This window comes from Rhodococcus sp. NPDC080181 (assembly GCF_040702225.1).
GTDB classification, from domain to species: domain Bacteria; phylum Actinomycetota; class Actinomycetes; order Mycobacteriales; family Mycobacteriaceae; genus Rhodococcoides; species Rhodococcoides fascians.
The window spans coordinates 83,069-100,171 of record NZ_JBFBKN010000011.1; the positions used below are offsets into that span (position 1 = coordinate 83,069).

General features: G+C 64.8%; 12 protein-coding genes. 9 read left to right on the forward strand and 3 right to left on the reverse strand.

Features of this window, described 5'->3' with window-relative positions; all coding sequences use genetic code 11:
- Positions 1–53: 53 nt before the first annotated feature.
- The 9 genes from AB0O58_RS14700 to AB0O58_RS14740 all read left to right on the forward strand — a co-directional run bounded on the left by AB0O58_RS14700 (position 54) and on the right by AB0O58_RS14740 (position 13,142).
- Positions 54–1,658, forward strand: a complete 1,605-nt coding sequence (locus AB0O58_RS14700) for a helix-turn-helix domain-containing protein (protein WP_283542311.1) — start codon at positions 54–56, stop codon at positions 1,656–1,658.
- Between the two features lie 129 nt (positions 1,659–1,787).
- On the forward strand, positions 1,788–3,248 hold the full coding sequence (locus tag AB0O58_RS14705; RefSeq protein ID WP_283542310.1) for a solute carrier family 23 protein: 1,461 nt from the start codon (positions 1,788–1,790) through the stop codon (positions 3,246–3,248).
- Between the two features lie 80 nt (positions 3,249–3,328).
- Entirely contained in the window at positions 3,329–4,243 is a 915-nt protein-coding gene (locus AB0O58_RS14710; RefSeq protein WP_366238335.1) for an FAD binding domain-containing protein, read from the forward strand.
- Entirely contained in the window at positions 4,243–4,881 is a 639-nt protein-coding gene (locus tag AB0O58_RS14715) for a (2Fe-2S)-binding protein (protein ID WP_094623193.1), read from the forward strand. The genes AB0O58_RS14710 and AB0O58_RS14715 overlap by 1 nt, the downstream gene beginning before the upstream one ends.
- On the forward strand, positions 4,878–7,358 hold the full coding sequence (cutA, locus tag AB0O58_RS14720; RefSeq protein WP_094714604.1) for an aerobic carbon-monoxide dehydrogenase large subunit: 2,481 nt from the start codon (positions 4,878–4,880) through the stop codon (positions 7,356–7,358). The genes AB0O58_RS14715 and cutA overlap by 4 nt, the downstream gene beginning before the upstream one ends.
- Positions 7,355–8,017: a carbon monoxide dehydrogenase subunit G gene (locus AB0O58_RS14725; RefSeq protein WP_032399123.1), complete on the forward strand. Its 663-nt coding sequence runs from the start codon at positions 7,355–7,357 to the stop codon at positions 8,015–8,017. The genes cutA and AB0O58_RS14725 overlap by 4 nt, the downstream gene beginning before the upstream one ends.
- 248 nt (positions 8,018–8,265) lie before the next feature.
- Positions 8,266–10,365, forward strand: a complete 2,100-nt coding sequence (locus tag AB0O58_RS14730) for a hydantoinase/oxoprolinase family protein (RefSeq protein ID WP_032364448.1) — start codon at positions 8,266–8,268, stop codon at positions 10,363–10,365.
- A gap of 14 nt (positions 10,366–10,379) precedes the next feature.
- The gene (locus AB0O58_RS14735) at positions 10,380–12,296 is read left to right on the forward strand and encodes a hydantoinase B/oxoprolinase family protein (protein WP_230593340.1); all 1,917 of its coding nucleotides are present in this window, start codon (positions 10,380–10,382) and stop codon (positions 12,294–12,296) included.
- Positions 12,297–12,305: 9 nt separating this feature from the next.
- The gene (locus tag AB0O58_RS14740; protein ID WP_045840801.1) at positions 12,306–13,142 is read left to right on the forward strand and encodes an NmrA family NAD(P)-binding protein; all 837 of its coding nucleotides are present in this window, start codon (positions 12,306–12,308) and stop codon (positions 13,140–13,142) included.
- Positions 13,143–13,175: 33 nt separating this feature from the next.
- Here AB0O58_RS14740 and AB0O58_RS14745 read toward each other — a convergent pair whose 3' ends face one another.
- From AB0O58_RS14745 to AB0O58_RS14755, 3 genes are all read right to left on the reverse strand, one after another.
- On the reverse strand, positions 13,176–13,646 hold the full coding sequence (locus AB0O58_RS14745; RefSeq protein WP_366238336.1) for a GreA/GreB family elongation factor: 471 nt from the start codon (positions 13,644–13,646) through the stop codon (positions 13,176–13,178).
- A gap of 364 nt (positions 13,647–14,010) precedes the next feature.
- Positions 14,011–15,354 carry an NADP-specific glutamate dehydrogenase gene (gene gdhA, locus AB0O58_RS14750; protein WP_032384870.1) on the reverse strand — a complete coding sequence of 448 codons (1,344 nt, stop codon included), beginning with the start codon at positions 15,352–15,354 and terminating at the stop codon, positions 14,011–14,013.
- Positions 15,355–15,471: 117 nt separating this feature from the next.
- Positions 15,472–17,025 (reverse strand): PucR family transcriptional regulator ligand-binding domain-containing protein, encoded by a 1,554-nt coding sequence (locus AB0O58_RS14755; protein ID WP_366238337.1) that lies wholly within the window; start codon positions 17,023–17,025, stop codon positions 15,472–15,474.
- Positions 17,026–17,103: the final 78 nt, after the last annotated feature.

Consider the following 17,103-nt stretch of genomic DNA (forward strand, 5'->3'; position numbering starts at 1 on the left):
TGCACGACGAGCGACGCTCGCCCACCACGGAGGTACCCCATACCGTCGAGACCGTGCTGGGCTCGAACCTGCTGGCGCACGCCACGGTGCTCGCCGGTCGCGCCGGCCTCGGCCGGCCGGTACGCAGAATCAATCATGTCGACGACCCCGCCGGCATTCGGTTCTGGATTCGGCCGGGTGACCTGTTGTCCACGACGAGCGAGGCCCTCACGCACCTGACGGAGCCCACGGACGCGCTGCTGTCCCGAGCCCATTCCCTCGGCGTTGCCGGGATTCTGGTGCGGGTGGACGACGACATCGCCGTTCCGGAGTGCGTCGGCGTGAGTGCCGAGACACTGGGCCTGCCGCTGGTTCAGGTCTGCGGCGAACTCGACCCCGGGCACGATCTCACCGCGGGCCTACGCGACAACGCAAAGACGCAGGCACGAGCGATGTTTCGGTCCGAACGTCTGCGCCGGGCATTGACCGACATCACGCTCGCCGGCGGCGGCGTGGCACAACTGGCATTCGCAACCTCGGTCGAATGCGATGTGGCAGTGTCGATCACCACAGTGGACGGACGCGAACTTGCCTCGGCAGGCAGTGACGACGAACTGCACGCCCTCCGCACCAGCACCGCCCTCGATCCCACCGGAAGACTGCGCACCGACTCCGTCGACGGCGGCCTCGGTCTCCGTTCGCAACAGGGCAATTCGATCGCGGTATGCGCCATCACTGCCAACGGAATCGACCACGGACGCATCGTCCTGTTCTCCTCACGTCGGCCTTTGACAGAATCGGACCTGCACACCGCCGACGCGGCCGCAGGCGTGTTGGCGATGGTCGTCACTCGCGATCTCGCGCTGTCGGCAGTCGAGGAGAAACACCGATCGAATTTTCTACGCGATCTCCTCCTGGGCCGAGGCGGCGAGCACGCACACGCGGTGGCGCATGCTCGACGCTTCGGCTGGGATCTCGGCAGGCCGGTGGTGATCGTCGCGATCGAACCGATCCCACACCTCGACGACGAACCGACGCCCGGCCGCAGGCCACTCGTCGATCGGCAGATGTCGGCTTTCGCAGGGGCTCTGGCACAACGAGATCCGCAGGCCGCCATCGCCGCCCTCGGTACCGAGACCGTCATCATCATGGGCGAACGTCCCACGACGGTCGCGGACGTGCACGAAATCGTCGAACGAGTGCACGGAGACGGCGGCGGTGGTCGGCAACCGTTCACGGTCGGGATCTCGCGCCCGTGCACCACGGTGGCCGACATCCCCAGCAGGTACGGCCAGGCGCGTACCGCGTTGAAGGTCGGCCGTCAGGTATCCGGGGACTGGGCCGTCACCACATTCGACGAACTCGGCGTGTTCCGACTACTGAGCCTGGTGGACAACGTCGACGAGCTCGAATCGTTCACCCGGGAAACCCTGCACGACCTCGCCGGGCACGACGACGAAGCACGCGACATGCGCAGAACCCTGGAAACGTTGCTGGCCACCAACATCAACATCGCCGAAACCGCTCGGGCACTGCACTTTCACTACAACACCTTGCGATACCGAATAACGAAACTCGAAAAGATACTGGGCCCCTTCACCGATCGCGCCGATCTACGCCTGGATCTATCCCTCGCACTGAAAATCATGGCCATGCGCGGAACCGACCACCACATGTGACGGACCCGCCATCGAGCGCTTGGCAGATTGCGCTCGTAGCGATTCGGAAATGCGTCAGTAACGTTGCAGGACAATGCTTTACCCATCCCGCGAACCACCCCGGTTCGACACGTTGGAGAAAGGCTCGACATGCCTATCTGGAAGATTCACGGAGACGGAAAGAATGTTCGACCGGGTGACGTCGTCGCGCCGAACGAACGGTTGAACTGGGGCCGCACCATCAGTCTCGGCGGCCAACATGTGGTGTCGATGTTCGGGGCCACATTCGTCTTCCCCATCATCATGGGGCTCAATCCTCAACTCGCCATTCTGATGTCGGGCTTCTGCACCATCTTCTTCCTGCTCATGGTCAAGGGCCGCATCCCCAGCTACCTCGGCACGTCCGCGGTGTTCGTCGGCGGCGTCGCCGCCATCCGAGCGCAGGGTGGAACGTCAGCGGAGGTCACCGGTGCCATCCTGGTATCGGGTCTCGTCCTGGCACTGGCCGGACTCGCCATCCACTTCATGGGCGGCGGCGTCGTGGTGCGGGTGCTGCCCCCGGTCGTCACCGGTGCGGTGGTCATGTTGATCGGCTTCAATCTCGCGCCCGTCGTCGCCAGCACCTACTGGCCACAGGACCAATGGGTCGCTCTCGCAGTGATGTTCGTGCTCATCGTCATGAGCGTGGCGTTGCGCGGGTTCCTCGGACGGATCGCGATTCTGCTGTCGCTGGTGTTCGGGTACGCACTGTCCTGGATCCTCGACCTCGTATCCGGGCCCATCACGTCCTACGACGCCACGGCCGGCGAGGTCACCGAGCACTTCCGCGTCAATTGGTCGGGTGTCGAGGCGTCGCAGTGGTTCGGGCTCCCGCCGTTCAGCGACGAGGCCAACGGCATCGTCGGCATTCACGCACCGTCGTTCAGTCTCGCCTTCATCGTTCTCGTCCTTCCGGGTGTCATCGCGCTGATCGCCGAAAATGCAGGGCACGTCAAGGCTGTCGCGGAAATGACCGGCGACGATCTCGACCCGATGATGGGCCGGGCACTCGCTGCCGACGGCATCGCAACGGTCATGGCCAGCTCGGTCGGTGGCTCACCGACGACGACCTACGCCGAGAACATCGGCGTCATGGCGGCGACCAAGGTCTATTCGACGGCGGCATACACGGCGGCCGGAATCATCGCCATGATCCTCGGATTCTCGCCGAAGTTCGGCGCGCTGATCTCGGCCACCCCCGGCGGCGTACTCGGCGGTATCACCGTTGTCCTCTACGGCATGATCGGTCTGCTGGGTGCCAAGATCTGGCGCGAGAACGGTGTCGACTTCGGCAACCCGCTCAACATGATGCCGGTTGCCGCGGGTCTGATCATCGCGATCGGCGACACCTCGCTCGTGTTCAGCGATTCGTTCTCGTTGAGCGGTATCTCCCTCGGCACGATCGTCGTCATAGGGCTCCACCACCTGTGCGCTCGCATTGCCCCGGCCCACATGAAGACACCGGTCGACGCGTCGCCTCGGCATCGATCCTCCTCTACCACAGCACGTTCCGACGGTAACGACGGAGACGGGGTTGCCGGCGAGGTCGACACCCTGAAGCCGTTGCGGTGACGAGCGATTGCAACACTGGGGCGTGACGTTTGTCACCTCTTGACGAAACACTTCCAGGCACAGGCAGGCAGGATCGGGATATGAAACCTTCTCCATTGAAATACCATCGGCCGCGGTCGATCGAGGAGGCGTGCCGGATTCTGGCCGAGGTGGACGGCAAGGTACTCGCCGGCGGGCAATCCCTGATTCCGATGCTGTCGATGCGCCTGGCCGCTCCTGGGAACCTGATCGACATCACCGGTATCGACGGTCTCGACGACATCACCGGGTCGACCGACTCGGGCGTCACGTTCGCGGCTCTGGCCACGCACGCGTCGCTCGCGTCGAACCGGGCTGCCGCCCGGACGCAGCCGTTGCTCGGACGGGCACTGCAGCTGGTGGCCCACGCGACCATCCGGAACCGTGGGACCACCGTCGGATCGATCGTCCATGCAGACCCGTCGGCCGAGATGCCTGCCGTCATCCGGTTGCTCGACGGTTCGTTGACGGTGCAGTCCGTCCGCGGCCGCCGGGAGATCGCGGCGAAGGATCTGTTTCTCGGGCCGTTGGAGTCCTCGCTCGAAACCGACGAGATCGCGATCGCCGCAACGGTTCCCGCCGCCAGATCCGGCGAGGGCACGGCCATCGACGAGGTTGCGCGACGCCACGGTGACTACGCGCTCGTCGGGGTCGCGGCCCGCGTCACCGTTGCCGAGAACGCGGTGCGCACCGCGCACGTCACCTACGTATCCGCCGGAGAATTCGGCGAGGTCGTCGACTACTCCGATGTCATCGGTGGGGCCGCTGTGTCCGACGCACGTGATCCGAAGTGGAACGCGTTGTCGGAGGACGCACGTCGACGCGTCGAGACCGAGTCCGATATTCATGCCACCGCGGCGTACCGATCGCAACTCGTCGCAGCACTGACCGCACGGGTGGTGATGGCCGCCGCAGTCGACGGCGCGTCGTCGAAGTCCGCTCACCCGCAGCACGCCGATTCCGGAGTGAACCACTGATGAAGACAACAGATATCGAACAGCACTTGGACGATCTGATGGCGGAGACCGGTGAACAACACGTACAGGTGACGTTCACCCTCAACGCAACCAAGCAGACGATCGTCGTCCCGGCCCGCACCCTCGCGTCGGACGCCATCCGCCACGACCTTCGCCAGACCGGCACCCACGTCGGATGTGAGCACGGCGTGTGCGGCGCGTGCACCGTGCTTCTCGACGGCAAGCCCGTCCGGGCCTGCCTGATGCTCGCTGCCAGCCTAGAAGGCCAGACCGTCACCACGGTCGAAGGCCTCGTCGAGCCGGACGGCACTCTGCATCCCGTGCAGCAGGCCTTCAAGGACTGCCACGGTCTGCAGTGCGGTTTCTGCACACCGGGATTCGTCACGACGATCGCCGCGTTCCTCGAAGAGAACGACTCGCCGACGCAGGCGGAAGCCACCGAGGCCATCGCCGGCAACATCTGTCGGTGTACCGGCTATCAGAACATCAAGGCCTCGGTGCTGCGCGCCGCCGAGATCAAACGCGAACGGGCGGGAGAGTTTCCGCTCGGTCCCGACGACGAGTCGAGTCGTGCCGCACTCGACCGGAAGGTACGCGGATCCACCAGTCCCGTCGGCGGACGGATGGGCCGAGCATGAGCACCACGCGCACCGCACCGCCGCACACTCCCACCAACACCGCTCCTCTGTTCGGCCAACCGCTGTCGCGGTCGGAGGACGAGCGCCTGCTCAGCGGCAAGGGCAAGTATCTCGACGATCTCGGTCACGGGGCGCTGATCGCTGCCTTCGTACGCTCCCCGCACGCACATGCACGCATCACTGCCATCGATATCGACGACGCGCTGGCCATGCCGGGCGTGCATGCGGTCTACACCTACGACGATCTCGAAGCGGACTCCGCCGAGATGGCCGAAGGGCTGCCGCTGCTGATCCCCCATCCGGCAATCGTGGCTCCACGCAACGGCTTTCCTCTCGCCAAGGACGAGGTCAACCACGTCGGTGAGGCCATCGTCATGGTCATCGCTACGAACCGCTACGTGGCCGAGGATGCCTGCGCGGTCATCGACGTCCGCTACGACATCCTCGAACCCGTGGTCGGCATCGACACCGCGCGCGTCGCGGCTCGCCGAGTACACGACGACGTTCCGGACAACGTGGCCGCGCACCTGCAGCACGGTTTCGGAGACATCGACGCCGAACTGGCCGCCGCACCACACCGCATCACCCTCGACCTGAACATCGAGCGTTCGGCGGCGATGCCGATGGAGGGCAAAGGCGTCTACGCGCGCTGGGACAGTGACGAGGAGACGCTGACCTTCTGGTCGTCCACACAGACCTCCACGTCGGTGCGCGCGGCCGTCGCGGCGCGACTCGGAATGGCGATGAACAAGATTCACTGCATCGCCCCGGATGTCGGTGGCGGCTTCGGCGTCAAGATCATGCACCCGTGGCCGGAGGAGGTCATGGTGACGTGGGCAGCCCGACAGCTCGGTCGCGCCGGTATTTCCAACGAGGTCAAGTGGGTCGAGGACCGCCGCGAGCACTTCATCTCGAGTGCGCACGAACGTGCACAGGTCCAAGAGGTCACCCTCGGTTTCGACGACGAGGGACGGCTGCTGGCCTTCGACTTCACCGTCTGGCACGACAACGGCGCATACCTGCCCTACGGCATCATCGTGCTTATCAACACCGCCACGCAGGTGCTCGGACCCTACAAGCCGGTCTCGTTCCGCTGCAACGGTTATTCGCTGTACACCAACACCGTCATCGTCATTCCGTATCGAGGAGCGGGCCGCCCACAGGGTGTGTTCGCCATGGAACGGTCCATGGACGCCATCGCCCAGTACCTCGGCAAGGACCGACTCGAGGTACGCGAGAAGAATCTCATCAGGCCCGAGGAGATGCCCTACGACTTCGGTTTGATGTTCCAGGACGGTCGACCGTTGATCTACGACACCGGCGATTACCAGGCCGGCATCGACAAGCTCAAGGCGCTGATCGACTGGGACGGCTTCCCCGAATACAAGAAGCAGGCAGCCGCGCAGGGCCGCACCGTCGGTATCGGTGTCGGTGCCTACGTCGAGGGCACCGGCCCGGGGCCGTACGAGGGCGCGCACGTGCTCATCGAGAACTCGGGAAAGATCAAGGGCGCAACGGGCTTGACGACGCAGGGCCAGGGCCATCAGACGACGTTCGCGCAGATCGTCGCCGATGACCTTGGTGTCTCCATCGCCGACGTCGAGATCACCACCGGCGATACTCGTCGATTCGGTTATGCCGTCGGCACATTCGCCTCCCGTGGTGCGGTGATGTCCGGTTCGGCGTTCCACGTGGCCGCGCAGATGGTCGCCGAGAAAGCGAAGGTCATCGCCGGGCGTGCCCTCGATCTCGACCCCGTCGAGCTCGAATTGCGCGGGGGCTACGTCTGCAAGATCGGCACCGAACCCGGAGCAGAGGGCACGTCCATCTCCCTCGGTGTTGTTGCCGTACTGTCCAATCCGCTGCGCTATGCCTTCGACAAGGAGTCGAGGCAGGCCACCGGGTTCGCGAAGATGGACACCGACATGACGATCCCGCCGGTGCCGGAGGGCGAACAGCCGGGCCTCGAAGCCACCGGTTACTACTCTCCCCCGCGCTCGACGTTCGCGTCGGGCATCCACGCGGCGATCGTCGAGACCGATCCGGTGACGGCCGAGATCCACGTCGAGCGCTACGCGGTGGTGCACGACTGCGGCAACGTCATCAACCCTCGGATCGTCGAGGGCCAGATTCACGGCGGCGTCGCCCAGGGAATCGGCGGAGCGTTGTACGAGAAGATCGCCTACGACGAGCACGGGCAACTCCTGAACGCCTCGTTCATGGACTTCCTGATGCCGTTCGTCACCGAAGTTCCCGAGACGATCGAGATGGACCACACCGTCACCCCGTCCGGGCTCAATCCGTTGGGCATGAAGGGTGCCGGCGAAGCCGGCGTCATCCCCACCAGCGCCGTCATCGCGGCCGCTGTCGAAGATGCCGAAGGCTTTTCGATCACCTCGATGCCCATTTCACCGTCCGACCTGTACGAGCTGCGGCTGACCCATGCGGTCGCTCAGACAACCGAGGAGATTTCATGAGAATCGCAGGAACCGCCACGCTGGCCGCACCTCCCGCCGAGGTGTACGACAGCATGCAGGACGGCCGGGTACTGGCCGCGACCATCCCCGGAGTGCAGTCGCTCGAGCAGTTGAGCGACGATCACTACAAGCTCTCGATCACCGCAGGCGTCGCAGCCATCAAGGGCACCTACGACGGTGAAGTTGTCCTCTCGCAACAGAATCGGCCCGAATCGTTCGTTATGACCGCCTCCGGTGCCGGCGCACCGGGCACGGTGCGCGCCGACGTCACCATCAAGCTCGAGCCCACCGAGGGCGGCGGCACGATGCTCAGCTACGACGCCGACGCCGTGGTCGGCGGCATGGTCGGCGGGGTCGGTCAGCGCATGATCACCGGTGTCGCCAAGAAGATGGCCGGGGTGTTCTTCAACGGTCTCGACGGCGTCATCGCCAACGGGGTGCCGGAGGCCGCTGCTGCGCCCGCGGAGGTATCAGCCAGCGATTCCGGCAGCACCCCCACTGCCCTGCCTGTCGCGGCCGGACGCGCTGTGAGTGCCGGTGCACCCGTCGCCGCGCAGTCCGTCCGCGGCACACTGCTGGCCGCCGCAGCCGGCGCAGGCTTCGCACTGGCCGGAGTCGTGTTGGGCGGACTGCTCACTCGCTCGTCCTGTCACCGGTAGCTCCGCGCCGTCACGGCTCACGACAAAGGCCGCTCATCCCAACCATCGGGGGTGAGCGGCCTTTGTCGTTGCAAGTACTGCCAATTCGACGCCGGTGCAGGGCGCGCGAAGCTCAAATGCTCGGCCGGAGTTTGGCACCTTGTGCCAAAGATACTGAGACGCAGAACGGGTCGAATGTGAGTACACGTCAGGTACCCGCCGATCCGATCAACGGACGCGTGGCCTACGAACCATATCGAGGAGGAAGCGTGGAACCACGAAAGATTCGGGTCGGTATCGACACCGGTGGCACATTCACCGACGTCGTGGCAGTGGACGAGGAGTCCGGAGCCATGGTGACCACCAAGACTCCGTCGACGCCGAGTGATCCGGCCGAGGGATTCCTGACCGGCATCGACAAGGTACTGCGCCAGCTCGGCGTATCCGGCGATTCGCTCAGCGCCGTCAGCCACGGCACCACTGTCGCTACCAACAAGCTGCTCGAAGGCAAGGTGGAGAACCTGGGGTTCATCACCACCGAGGGCTACGAGCACGTACTCGAGATCGCGCGCCAGTCGGTACCCGACGGCTACGGCAACTCCTACTTCTGGGTCAAGCCCGATCGCATCGTGCCCGCACACCGCGTCCGCACCATCCGCGGCCGGCTCTCGTTCGACGGCAACGAGATTCGCCCTCTCAACGATGACGATGTGCGCGCGGCAGCAGCATTCTTCAAGGCAGAGGGGGTCAAGACCCTCGGCGTCTGCCTGGTGCACTCCTACGCCAACCCGGACCACGAACAGCGTGTCCGCGACATCCTGCTCGAGGAATACCCCGAGGCGACGGTCTCCATCTCCACCGAGGTGCTGCGTGAGTACCGCGAATTCGAGCGCGCCATCACCACATTGGTCGACGCTGCCGTGAAGCCGAACATTCGCAGCTACGTCAACAACATCGCGAACCGGTTGCGGGAGTTCGCCACCGAATCCGGTGATGCACGCGACGTGCCGTTCTACGTCATGAAGTCCAACGGCGGCGTCCTCTCCGCCAAAGAGGTTGTGCACCAGCCCATCACCACCGTGCTGTCGGGTCCGGCCGCCGGCGCGCTGGGTGCGGCCCTGGTGGCCAGCGCGGCAGGCGTCGAACAGGTGTTGACCTGCGACGGTGGCGGCACCTCCACCGACGTGACCGTCGTGGTCCGCGGCGAGCCCGCGCTGACCACCGAGGGACGCGTCGGCAACTACCCGTCTAAGATCCCGATGATCGACGTCGTCACCGTCGGCGCGGGCGGCGGCTCGATCGCCTGGATGACACCCGAGGGAACGCTGCGCGTCGGGCCACATTCGGCCGGTGCCGATCCCGGGCCCATGTGTTACGGAAACGGCGGCTCCGCGCCCACCATCACCGATGCCCACGTCCTGCTCGGCCGCATTCCTCCCCACCTGCTCGGCGGCGAGATCCCCCTCGATACCGACCTGGCACGCAAGGGCATCGAAGACCTCGCGCACCAGCTCTCGCTCGAAGTCGAAGCCTGCGGCACCGGCATCCTCGAGGTGTCGGCCTGGAACCAGGCCAATGCGCTGCGGCAGATCTCGGTCAAGCGTGGCCTCGACGTCCGCGACTTCACCCTCGTCACGTTCGGCGGCTCCGGGTCGCTGCTCGCCTGCCGCCTGGTGGACATCCTGGGTCTGAAAGACGTTCTGGTGCCGCTGAACCCGGGCAACGTCTCGGCGTTCGGTTTGCTGACCGTCGATGTGCGCAACGACTACGTGCAGACGCACGTCAGTCGGCACGACCGTCTGCGCGCGGAGGATCTGGAATCGGAGCTGGCAGTGCTGGCATCTCGGGCCGACGAGGCGCTCGCCGGTGAAGGCTTCGCGGCCGAGGATCGTCGCTACGCACGCTCGGCCGACCTGCGCTACTTCGGTCAGGCCTTCGAGGTGCGTGTCCCGATCGCCGACGGCGAGATCACCCAGGCCACGATCGATCAAGCAGCCGAGGCCTTCCACGAAGCTCACCGCGAGCTGTACGGCTACGACTTCCGCGGCGATCAGAGCCAGTTTGTCGAGTGGGTCAACCTGCGGGTCAGCGGTATCGGCCCCATCAAGCGCCCCGTGCTGTCGGAGATCGCCGCCGGCACCGGAGCCGAAAGTGCCCGCACCGGAACGCGTCAGGCGTACTTCGACGGCTGGCACGAGACCGCGATCTACAGCCGTGCGGATCTCGGTGCCGGTGACACGATCACCGGACCGGCCGTAATCGAAGAATTCAGCTCCACCGTGCCGATCGATCCGGGCTTCTCCGCCCGCATCGACACGTTCGGCAACGTCCGCATCACCCGCACTCTCGACTCGAACGGAGCGAACTGATGACCGTCATCGACATGGTGAACAACAAGCCCTACCGGCTCTCTCCGGTCGACGCGCCTGCGCCTGATCCCGTTCTCGTCGAGATCGTGGCCGGCTACCTCGCAAGCGTCGAAATGGAAGTGGAGACGGCCATTTCGCGGACGTCGCGGTCCCCGATGATTCGTGACGCCCACGATTTTCGCGCCGGAATTCACGACCGGAACCTGCGCAAGCTCACCGGTCGCTCGTACTCCGCGTTGGTGCATCCGGTGGCTCGCGACTTCCCGCTCGAGACCATGAAGCCGGGCGACGTCTACTTCCACAACGACGTCTATCTCTCCGAGGGTGGCATCGGCCACCTCCCTGACCTCTGTGTCACCGTGCCGGTGTTCGCCACCAAGCCCGGCGACACCGAGCCGTCCGTCGTTGCTTTCGTGCAGGCCTTCGGCCATCACGACGACATCGGCGGCTGCTGCCCCGGCTCCATGCCATCCGGTGCGACCACCGTGTACGAAGAGGGCCTGATGGTTCCGCCCATCAAGCTGTGGGATCAGGGTGTACCCAACCAGGCTGCGTTGACCATCATGACGCGCAACTCGCGCATGCCCGACGCGTTAGCCGCCGATCTCGACGCCGAATGCTCCGCGTGCCTGATGGGTGCGCGGCGGATGACGGAGCTGTACGAGCGCTACGGCATCGACACCGTCGAGGCGTGCTTCGACTCCATGATGGATGCCACCACCGAGATCTACCGTCGCGAGATCCTGAGCAAGATCCCCAAAGGTGAATACACCTGGGAGGACTACGCCGAGCACGACGGCGTCGACGAGCCCATGTTGCACGTTCAGCGCATCACACTCACCAAGACCGGTCCCGAGGACGAGCGCGGCGAGCGACTCATCCTCGACTTCACCGGCACCGGACCGCAGGCCAAGGGCCCGATCAACCACTGTGGTGATTACGCCGACGGCAACTTCCTGGCCAAATGGCTTGCGCCGGTGCTCCGCAACCTCGCGGACTCCCCCGAGCGCATGGCCGAGCTCGACGTCAACGAGGGCGTCATCCCGCTGATCGAGATGAAGTTCCCCGAGAAGGGCACGCTCATCACCCCGATCTTCCCGGCTCCGACCAACGCTCGTACATTCGTCATCCTGCGTCTGCTCGGTGTGCTCGCCGGCGTCGTGGCAAAAGCTGTGGACGGCAACATGCCTGCCGATCAGGAGACCATCCGCTACACGGGTGTGTACGGCGACGACTTCGACGGCAACTCGTACCTCATGCGTGAGGTGCTCGGCGGCGGCTCCGGTGGACGGCATTACGCGGACGGTGAAGACACCATCCACGTCGTGCCCGATTCGCGGAACCTGCCGACCGAATTCACCGAGAGCCGCTTCCCGTTCATCGTCGAAAAGCTCGGTCTGGCCACGGATTCCGGCGGTGCCGGACGCTACCGCGGCGGCCTCGGTTACGAGAAGCACATCCGGATGCTCAAGGATGCGCACTTCATGTCCATCGCCGACCGTTCGATTCTCGCGTGCTGGGGCGTCAAGGGCGGCAAGGCCGGCGGATCGTTCTCGGTGACGCTCAATCCGGGTCAGCCCAACGAGCGTGAGTTCGACGCGTTGACCGATGCCGAGCCGATCCTGGCGGGCGACACCATCCGTATCCGCACGACGGGTGGCGGCGGCTGGGGCGATCCGCTCGAGCGTCCCATCGAGTCGGTGGAGCAGGACGTGCTGTGGGGCAAAGTCTCTCGCGAGTTCGCGGCCAAGGACTACGGCGTCGTCATTGCCGAGGCCACGGCGACCGCGGATGTGGAGGCTTCGGAGAAGCTGCGTGCAGAGATGCGCAATGCGCGCGGCCTCGATGAGCCGTTCTTCGATCGTGGACCGGGATACGAGCAGCTTTCCGGTGGTGCGAAGTTCGCCGAGTACGACTTCATCGATCGCTGAGATCACCTGATGACTCTCGACGTTTCCCGTGGCACCGACATCGCGATCGTCGGTGCCACGGGTAAGACCGGACGAGCCGTCGCAGCTGCACTCGACGGTGTGGCGGTGGTACGGCGGCTGAGTCGTTCTGCTCCGGACTTTCCGGTGGACCTGGAGACCGGTAATGGATTGGTCGAGGCTTTCACCGGGTGCCGCGGGGCGTACTTCATTGCGCCCAATGTGCATCCGGACGAGCCGGCTCTACTCGTGCGGGCGCTGGACGCGGCGGCGTCGGCAGGGGTCGACCACGTCGTGTATCACTCGGTGGCCTGGCCCTACAGCCCGAGGATGCCGCATCACATGGACAAGGCCCGCTGCGAGGAAGCGCTACGTGCTTTCAGTTCGGAGCGGGGCTTGCACTGGACCATCCTGCAGCCGTGCGCCTATGCGCAGAACTTCGAGGCGGTTCTGACCGGCACCAGTACCGATCTTGCTGTGCCCTACAGCCTGGACACCACGTTCTCGTTCATCAGCCTCGACGATGTGGCCGAGGTGGCAGCCCGGATTCTGGTCGAGGGTGCGGACATTCACCACGGATCGACGTACGAGCTCGGTGGGCCGGAAGCGCTCAGTGTCCGAGACGTGGTTCGTCTGGTCGAGGTGGCCACCGGCCGTGTGGTCGCTTCCAGGTCCTCGAGTGTCGATGAATGGATGAGGCTGCACAGCGACTCGATGTCCGCCGATGAGCAACATCGACTCGGGGCAATGTTCGAGTTCTACGACGACCGAGACTTTCTGGCCGGGAGTGCCGTCACCGCAGCCCTGTTGGGCCGGGAGCCGACGCCGGTGCGTGCGCTGATCAGCTAGTCGTTTCTCGACGAGCAGGCCACTGCAACACCCTCACGGCCAGGTGATGCCCAGGATTGTCACTGTGCTTTCGGCACCGGAGGGGAGCGAGTACGTGCGTACGTCACGCACTCGACTCCCGTCCAAGGCAGCGCCCAAAGGTGAAGCGGTCGAGCAGGTTCGGCCGCTGCTCTCCATCGCGTGTTCGACCAGCACAAAGGTGTCCACGTCCTTCTCGTCACCATCGAACATGACGGTGACAGCAGATCCTGGGCCGGCGATATCGCGGTCGATGGTCTTCGATGCGTCCGAATCTGCGATGCGGCTCTTCACTTCTGCGATCGTGCGATCGATGCGCTGCAGCTCGGCGCGAGCGCGGTGGTACGCGTCGTTGTTGTCCAGGTCACCCGAAGCACGTTGCACCAGAACGTTGTTGAAAGCCATCACTCGGCTCTCCAGTAGCTCCGGCAGTTGTTGCTCACGGGGTGCGGGTGTGTCGAACGGCAGGTGATCGATAGTGGTCACGGTTTCTCCTGTGTGACTGGGGTTGTGAGAGTGCTCGAGCAGCACGTCATTGCGCGATGCACGGACGCAGAACTGCGCCCGCCGATTCGAGATGACTATTCGATGACCGCTGTTTCTCGATGCGCCGACGGAGGGGCTTTACCGAGCGCGATCAGAACGGCCGGTGGTCGAAAGAGGTGGCGCTGCAATCGGGTCCAGGACGGAGTCGAGGGACCGAGGATCGAACGAGGTGACGAAAGCGCGAACGCTACCGCACCTCTGCTCCATCGGGGATCACAGCGACACACCTTCTTTCGGTTCGAGCTCGTGCAGCCGACTGTAGCCGAAAGAAAACAAAAAGCCAGTCGGTGATGAGGCCGGTGCTTCAGACGATGCCGAGAGCGATCATCGCGTCGGCGACTTTGATGAAACCGGCGATATTCGCGCCGTGGACGTAGTCGCCCGGCTTGCCGTACTCCTCGGCGGTCGCGATGGTTCGGTGATGGATTCCGTGCATGATCGCGGCGAGGCGTTCGTCGGTGTACTCGAAACTCCACGAGTCACGAGATGCGTTCTGCTGCATCTCGAGAGCGGAGGTGGCCACTCCTCCGGCATTGGCCGCCTTGCCAGGTGCGAACGCCACTGAGGCGTCGCGGAAGATCTGGACGGCCTCCGGTGTGGTCGGCATGTTGGCCCCTTCGGCCACCACCTTCACGCCGTTGGAGACGAGGACTTTCGCCGCGTCGGCATCGAGTTCGTTCTGCGTGGCCGAGGGCATTGCTACCTGGCACGGCACATCCCAGATCGAGCCGTTCTCGATGAACGATGCTCCGTCGACGGTCTCGCAATACGCGCTGATGCGTTCGCGTCGCACCTCTTTGATGTCTTTGAGCAGTTCGAGGTCGATGCCGTTGGGGTCGACGATGTAGCCCGAGGAATCCGAGCATGCGATCACCGTGCCGCCGAGTTGATGCACCTTCTCGATCGCGTAGATGGCGACGTTTCCGGACCCGGATACGACGACGGTCTTGCCATCCAGTGAGGTGCCGAGCGTCTCGAGCATGTCTGCGACGAAATAGGCGACGCCGTAGCCGGTGGCTTCCCGGCGTACCTGCGAACCACCCCACGAGGTGCCTTTGCCGGTCAGCACGCCGGATTCGTAGGAGTTGGTCAGACGCTTGTATTGCCCGAAGAGATAACCGATTTCGCGGCCACCGACGCCGATGTCGCCGGCGGGCACATCGGTGTACTCGCCGATGTGGCGGTGCAGCTCGGTCATGAAGGACTGGCAGAACCGCATGACCTCGGCTTCGGATCGGCCCTTGGGGTCGAAGTCGGAGCCGCCCTTGCCGCCGCCGATGGGGAGCCCGGTCAGTGCGTTCTTGAAGATCTGCTCGAAACCCAGGAACTTGACGATGCCCAGGTTGACGCTGGAGTGGAACCGCAATCCACCCTTGTACGGCCCCAGGGCGCTGTTGTACTGCACTCGGAAGCCACGGTTGACGTGCACTGCGCCGGCGTCGTCCATCCACGGAACACGGAAGATGATCTGACGCTCCGGCTCACACAAACGCTCGATCAACCCGGCGTCGGCGTAACCCGGACTGCGATCGACCACCACTCGAAGCGAGTCGAACACCTCGGTCACCGCTTGATGGAACTCGGGCTCCCCCGCGTTCCGCGCGCGAACTTGCTGGTAGATCGTCTCGATCTGGTCTCGCGTCGACACTCGTGCGTCTCCTATGTGAGGAATGTGAAATAAGACCGTAACAATGACGGACGCGAGATGGGCACACAGGTTGGGGACTCACAGGACCGGATCCACGACGTTCCCGATCGAGTGGGGTCAGCTTCCGCAGCGCGATGTACGCGCGAATGCGGCCTGCGGGTCAACACCTGTCTGCATACGCCACGCCGTCAGAGCGAGTCCCAGACCGGCCAGGTGCGTCGGATCATCGAGCGAGGTGCCCAGGAGCGTGTCGAGTCGAGACAACCGGGCGTAGAGAGACTGTCGCCTGATGCCCAGTCCGATCGCGGTCTGGGCTTTACTACCGCCGTTCGCCACGAAGGCATCGAGGGTTCGCACGAGATCGGCAGAGTGCTCGGTGTCGAAAGCGATCACGTCACCGAGCTGTTCGGTGACGAACTCCGTGATCATGGCCGGTACGCACGCGCCCAGCAACCGTTGAACACCGACATCGCGAGCGCACAGAACACCGGTGCGAGTTCCGAAGCGCCGCGCGATCTGGACCACCTCACGCGCTCGGCCGATCGCATCGGAGATGTGAGACAACCCGAGAACCGCAGCCGACGCACCGATCGTGCGCAATGCTGAACCATGAGATCCGCCGCGGAGCAGAGCCTCGATCTCGTTGAACGCGGAGCGAACTCGCGCAGGCGACGGCTGCACCCAGCCCTGCGCGAGCACGACGACGTGGTTTGCAGCCACCCCGACCAAACACCGCCCGAGGACGGACTCGACCGCCTCTCGAACCGGAATCAACAGCTCGCGCGCCGGAGTTCGTTGATCGACGTCGACGGCGGCCACCAGAACATGGTGGCCTTCGGTGGGTGCCCAACCGGCTGCGCCGAGGCGCTCGACCAGGTCACCGTGTGAGGTCGACGTGCCTCCCACGAGATCGGTGATCACGGCCTGTGCACGGGACTGTCGGGGACCGAGGCCTGGATGTCGACCGAGTTCAAGAGCTACCGCGACGGCCGCGCAGTGACCGATGGCCGAGCGCCGTGCAGTGGTCCGTCCGGCCAGCACGAGCCGACCGAGCGAGCCCGCGGGTCCGCGCACGTCGAGGACCGTTTTTTCATCGGCCGATCGCGGCGCAGCGGTAGCGTTGTGTTCGACGACGCGGCCCTCCGCGTCGAGCAGATCGACGCCACAGCCGGCCAGCCGTGCGATCGCGTCGAGTAGGGCAGTCATGCCCTGCCCCGCCACGACGAGGTCCATGAGCTGATGCCAGACCGGCTCGCCGGTGCGCTGCATTCCGAGCCGGCGCCTCATCACGAGGTCGTGGAAGTCCTCGACCATCCGCTCGAAGGGAACGATCGTGTGCAGCGTCAGGAACGCCACCCCTCGGCGACGCGCGGCCTCGACCAATTCCGGCGGTGCCACGAGAAATGAGCGCCCGACTTCCATTGCAAGAGCGGCACATCCCGCGTCGGCCAGTTGGTCGAGGTAGGCGGTCAGCTGTTGGGCCGATCGCCCTTGGAGGCCGAGTCCGGTGGTCAACAACAGCTCTCCGCCCGACAGCAAGCCGCCCATCTCGTAGACCTCGGACGAATGCACCCAGCGGACGACCACGGTGTCGGGTGAGCCCGTGAGTACCTCGACAGCAGCCGCTTCGAAAGACGGCAGCGCCAGAACGTTTCGCAGAGTCGGCAGCATTCGTTCATGCTCCGCCGGCGGGACACAGTGCTCCAGATCGACTATTGCTCGAGTGACACGTTGTCCCTTGGCAATCTG

What these genes read in the sequence shown, in the direction of transcription:
- AB0O58_RS14705 (WP_283542310.1), top strand. Translation starts at nt 1,788, where the DNA reads ATGCCTATCTGGAAGATTCACGGAGACGGAAAGAATGTTCGACCGGGT.
- AB0O58_RS14710 (WP_366238335.1), top strand. Translation starts at nt 3,329, where the DNA reads ATGAAACCTTCTCCATTGAAATACCATCGGCCGCGGTCGATCGAGGAG.
- AB0O58_RS14715 (WP_094623193.1), top strand. Translation starts at nt 4,243, where the DNA reads ATGAAGACAACAGATATCGAACAGCACTTGGACGATCTGATGGCGGAG.
- cutA (WP_094714604.1), top strand. Translation starts at nt 4,878, where the DNA reads ATGAGCACCACGCGCACCGCACCGCCGCACACTCCCACCAACACCGCT.
- AB0O58_RS14725 (WP_032399123.1), top strand. Translation starts at nt 7,355, where the DNA reads ATGAGAATCGCAGGAACCGCCACGCTGGCCGCACCTCCCGCCGAGGTG.
- AB0O58_RS14735 (WP_230593340.1), top strand. Translation starts at nt 10,380, where the DNA reads ATGGTGAACAACAAGCCCTACCGGCTCTCTCCGGTCGACGCGCCTGCG.
- AB0O58_RS14740 (WP_045840801.1), top strand. Translation starts at nt 12,306, where the DNA reads ATGACTCTCGACGTTTCCCGTGGCACCGACATCGCGATCGTCGGTGCC.
- AB0O58_RS14755 (WP_366238337.1), bottom strand. Translation starts at nt 17,025, where the DNA reads ATGCTGCCGACTCTGCGAAACGTTCTGGCGCTGCCGTCTTTCGAAGCG.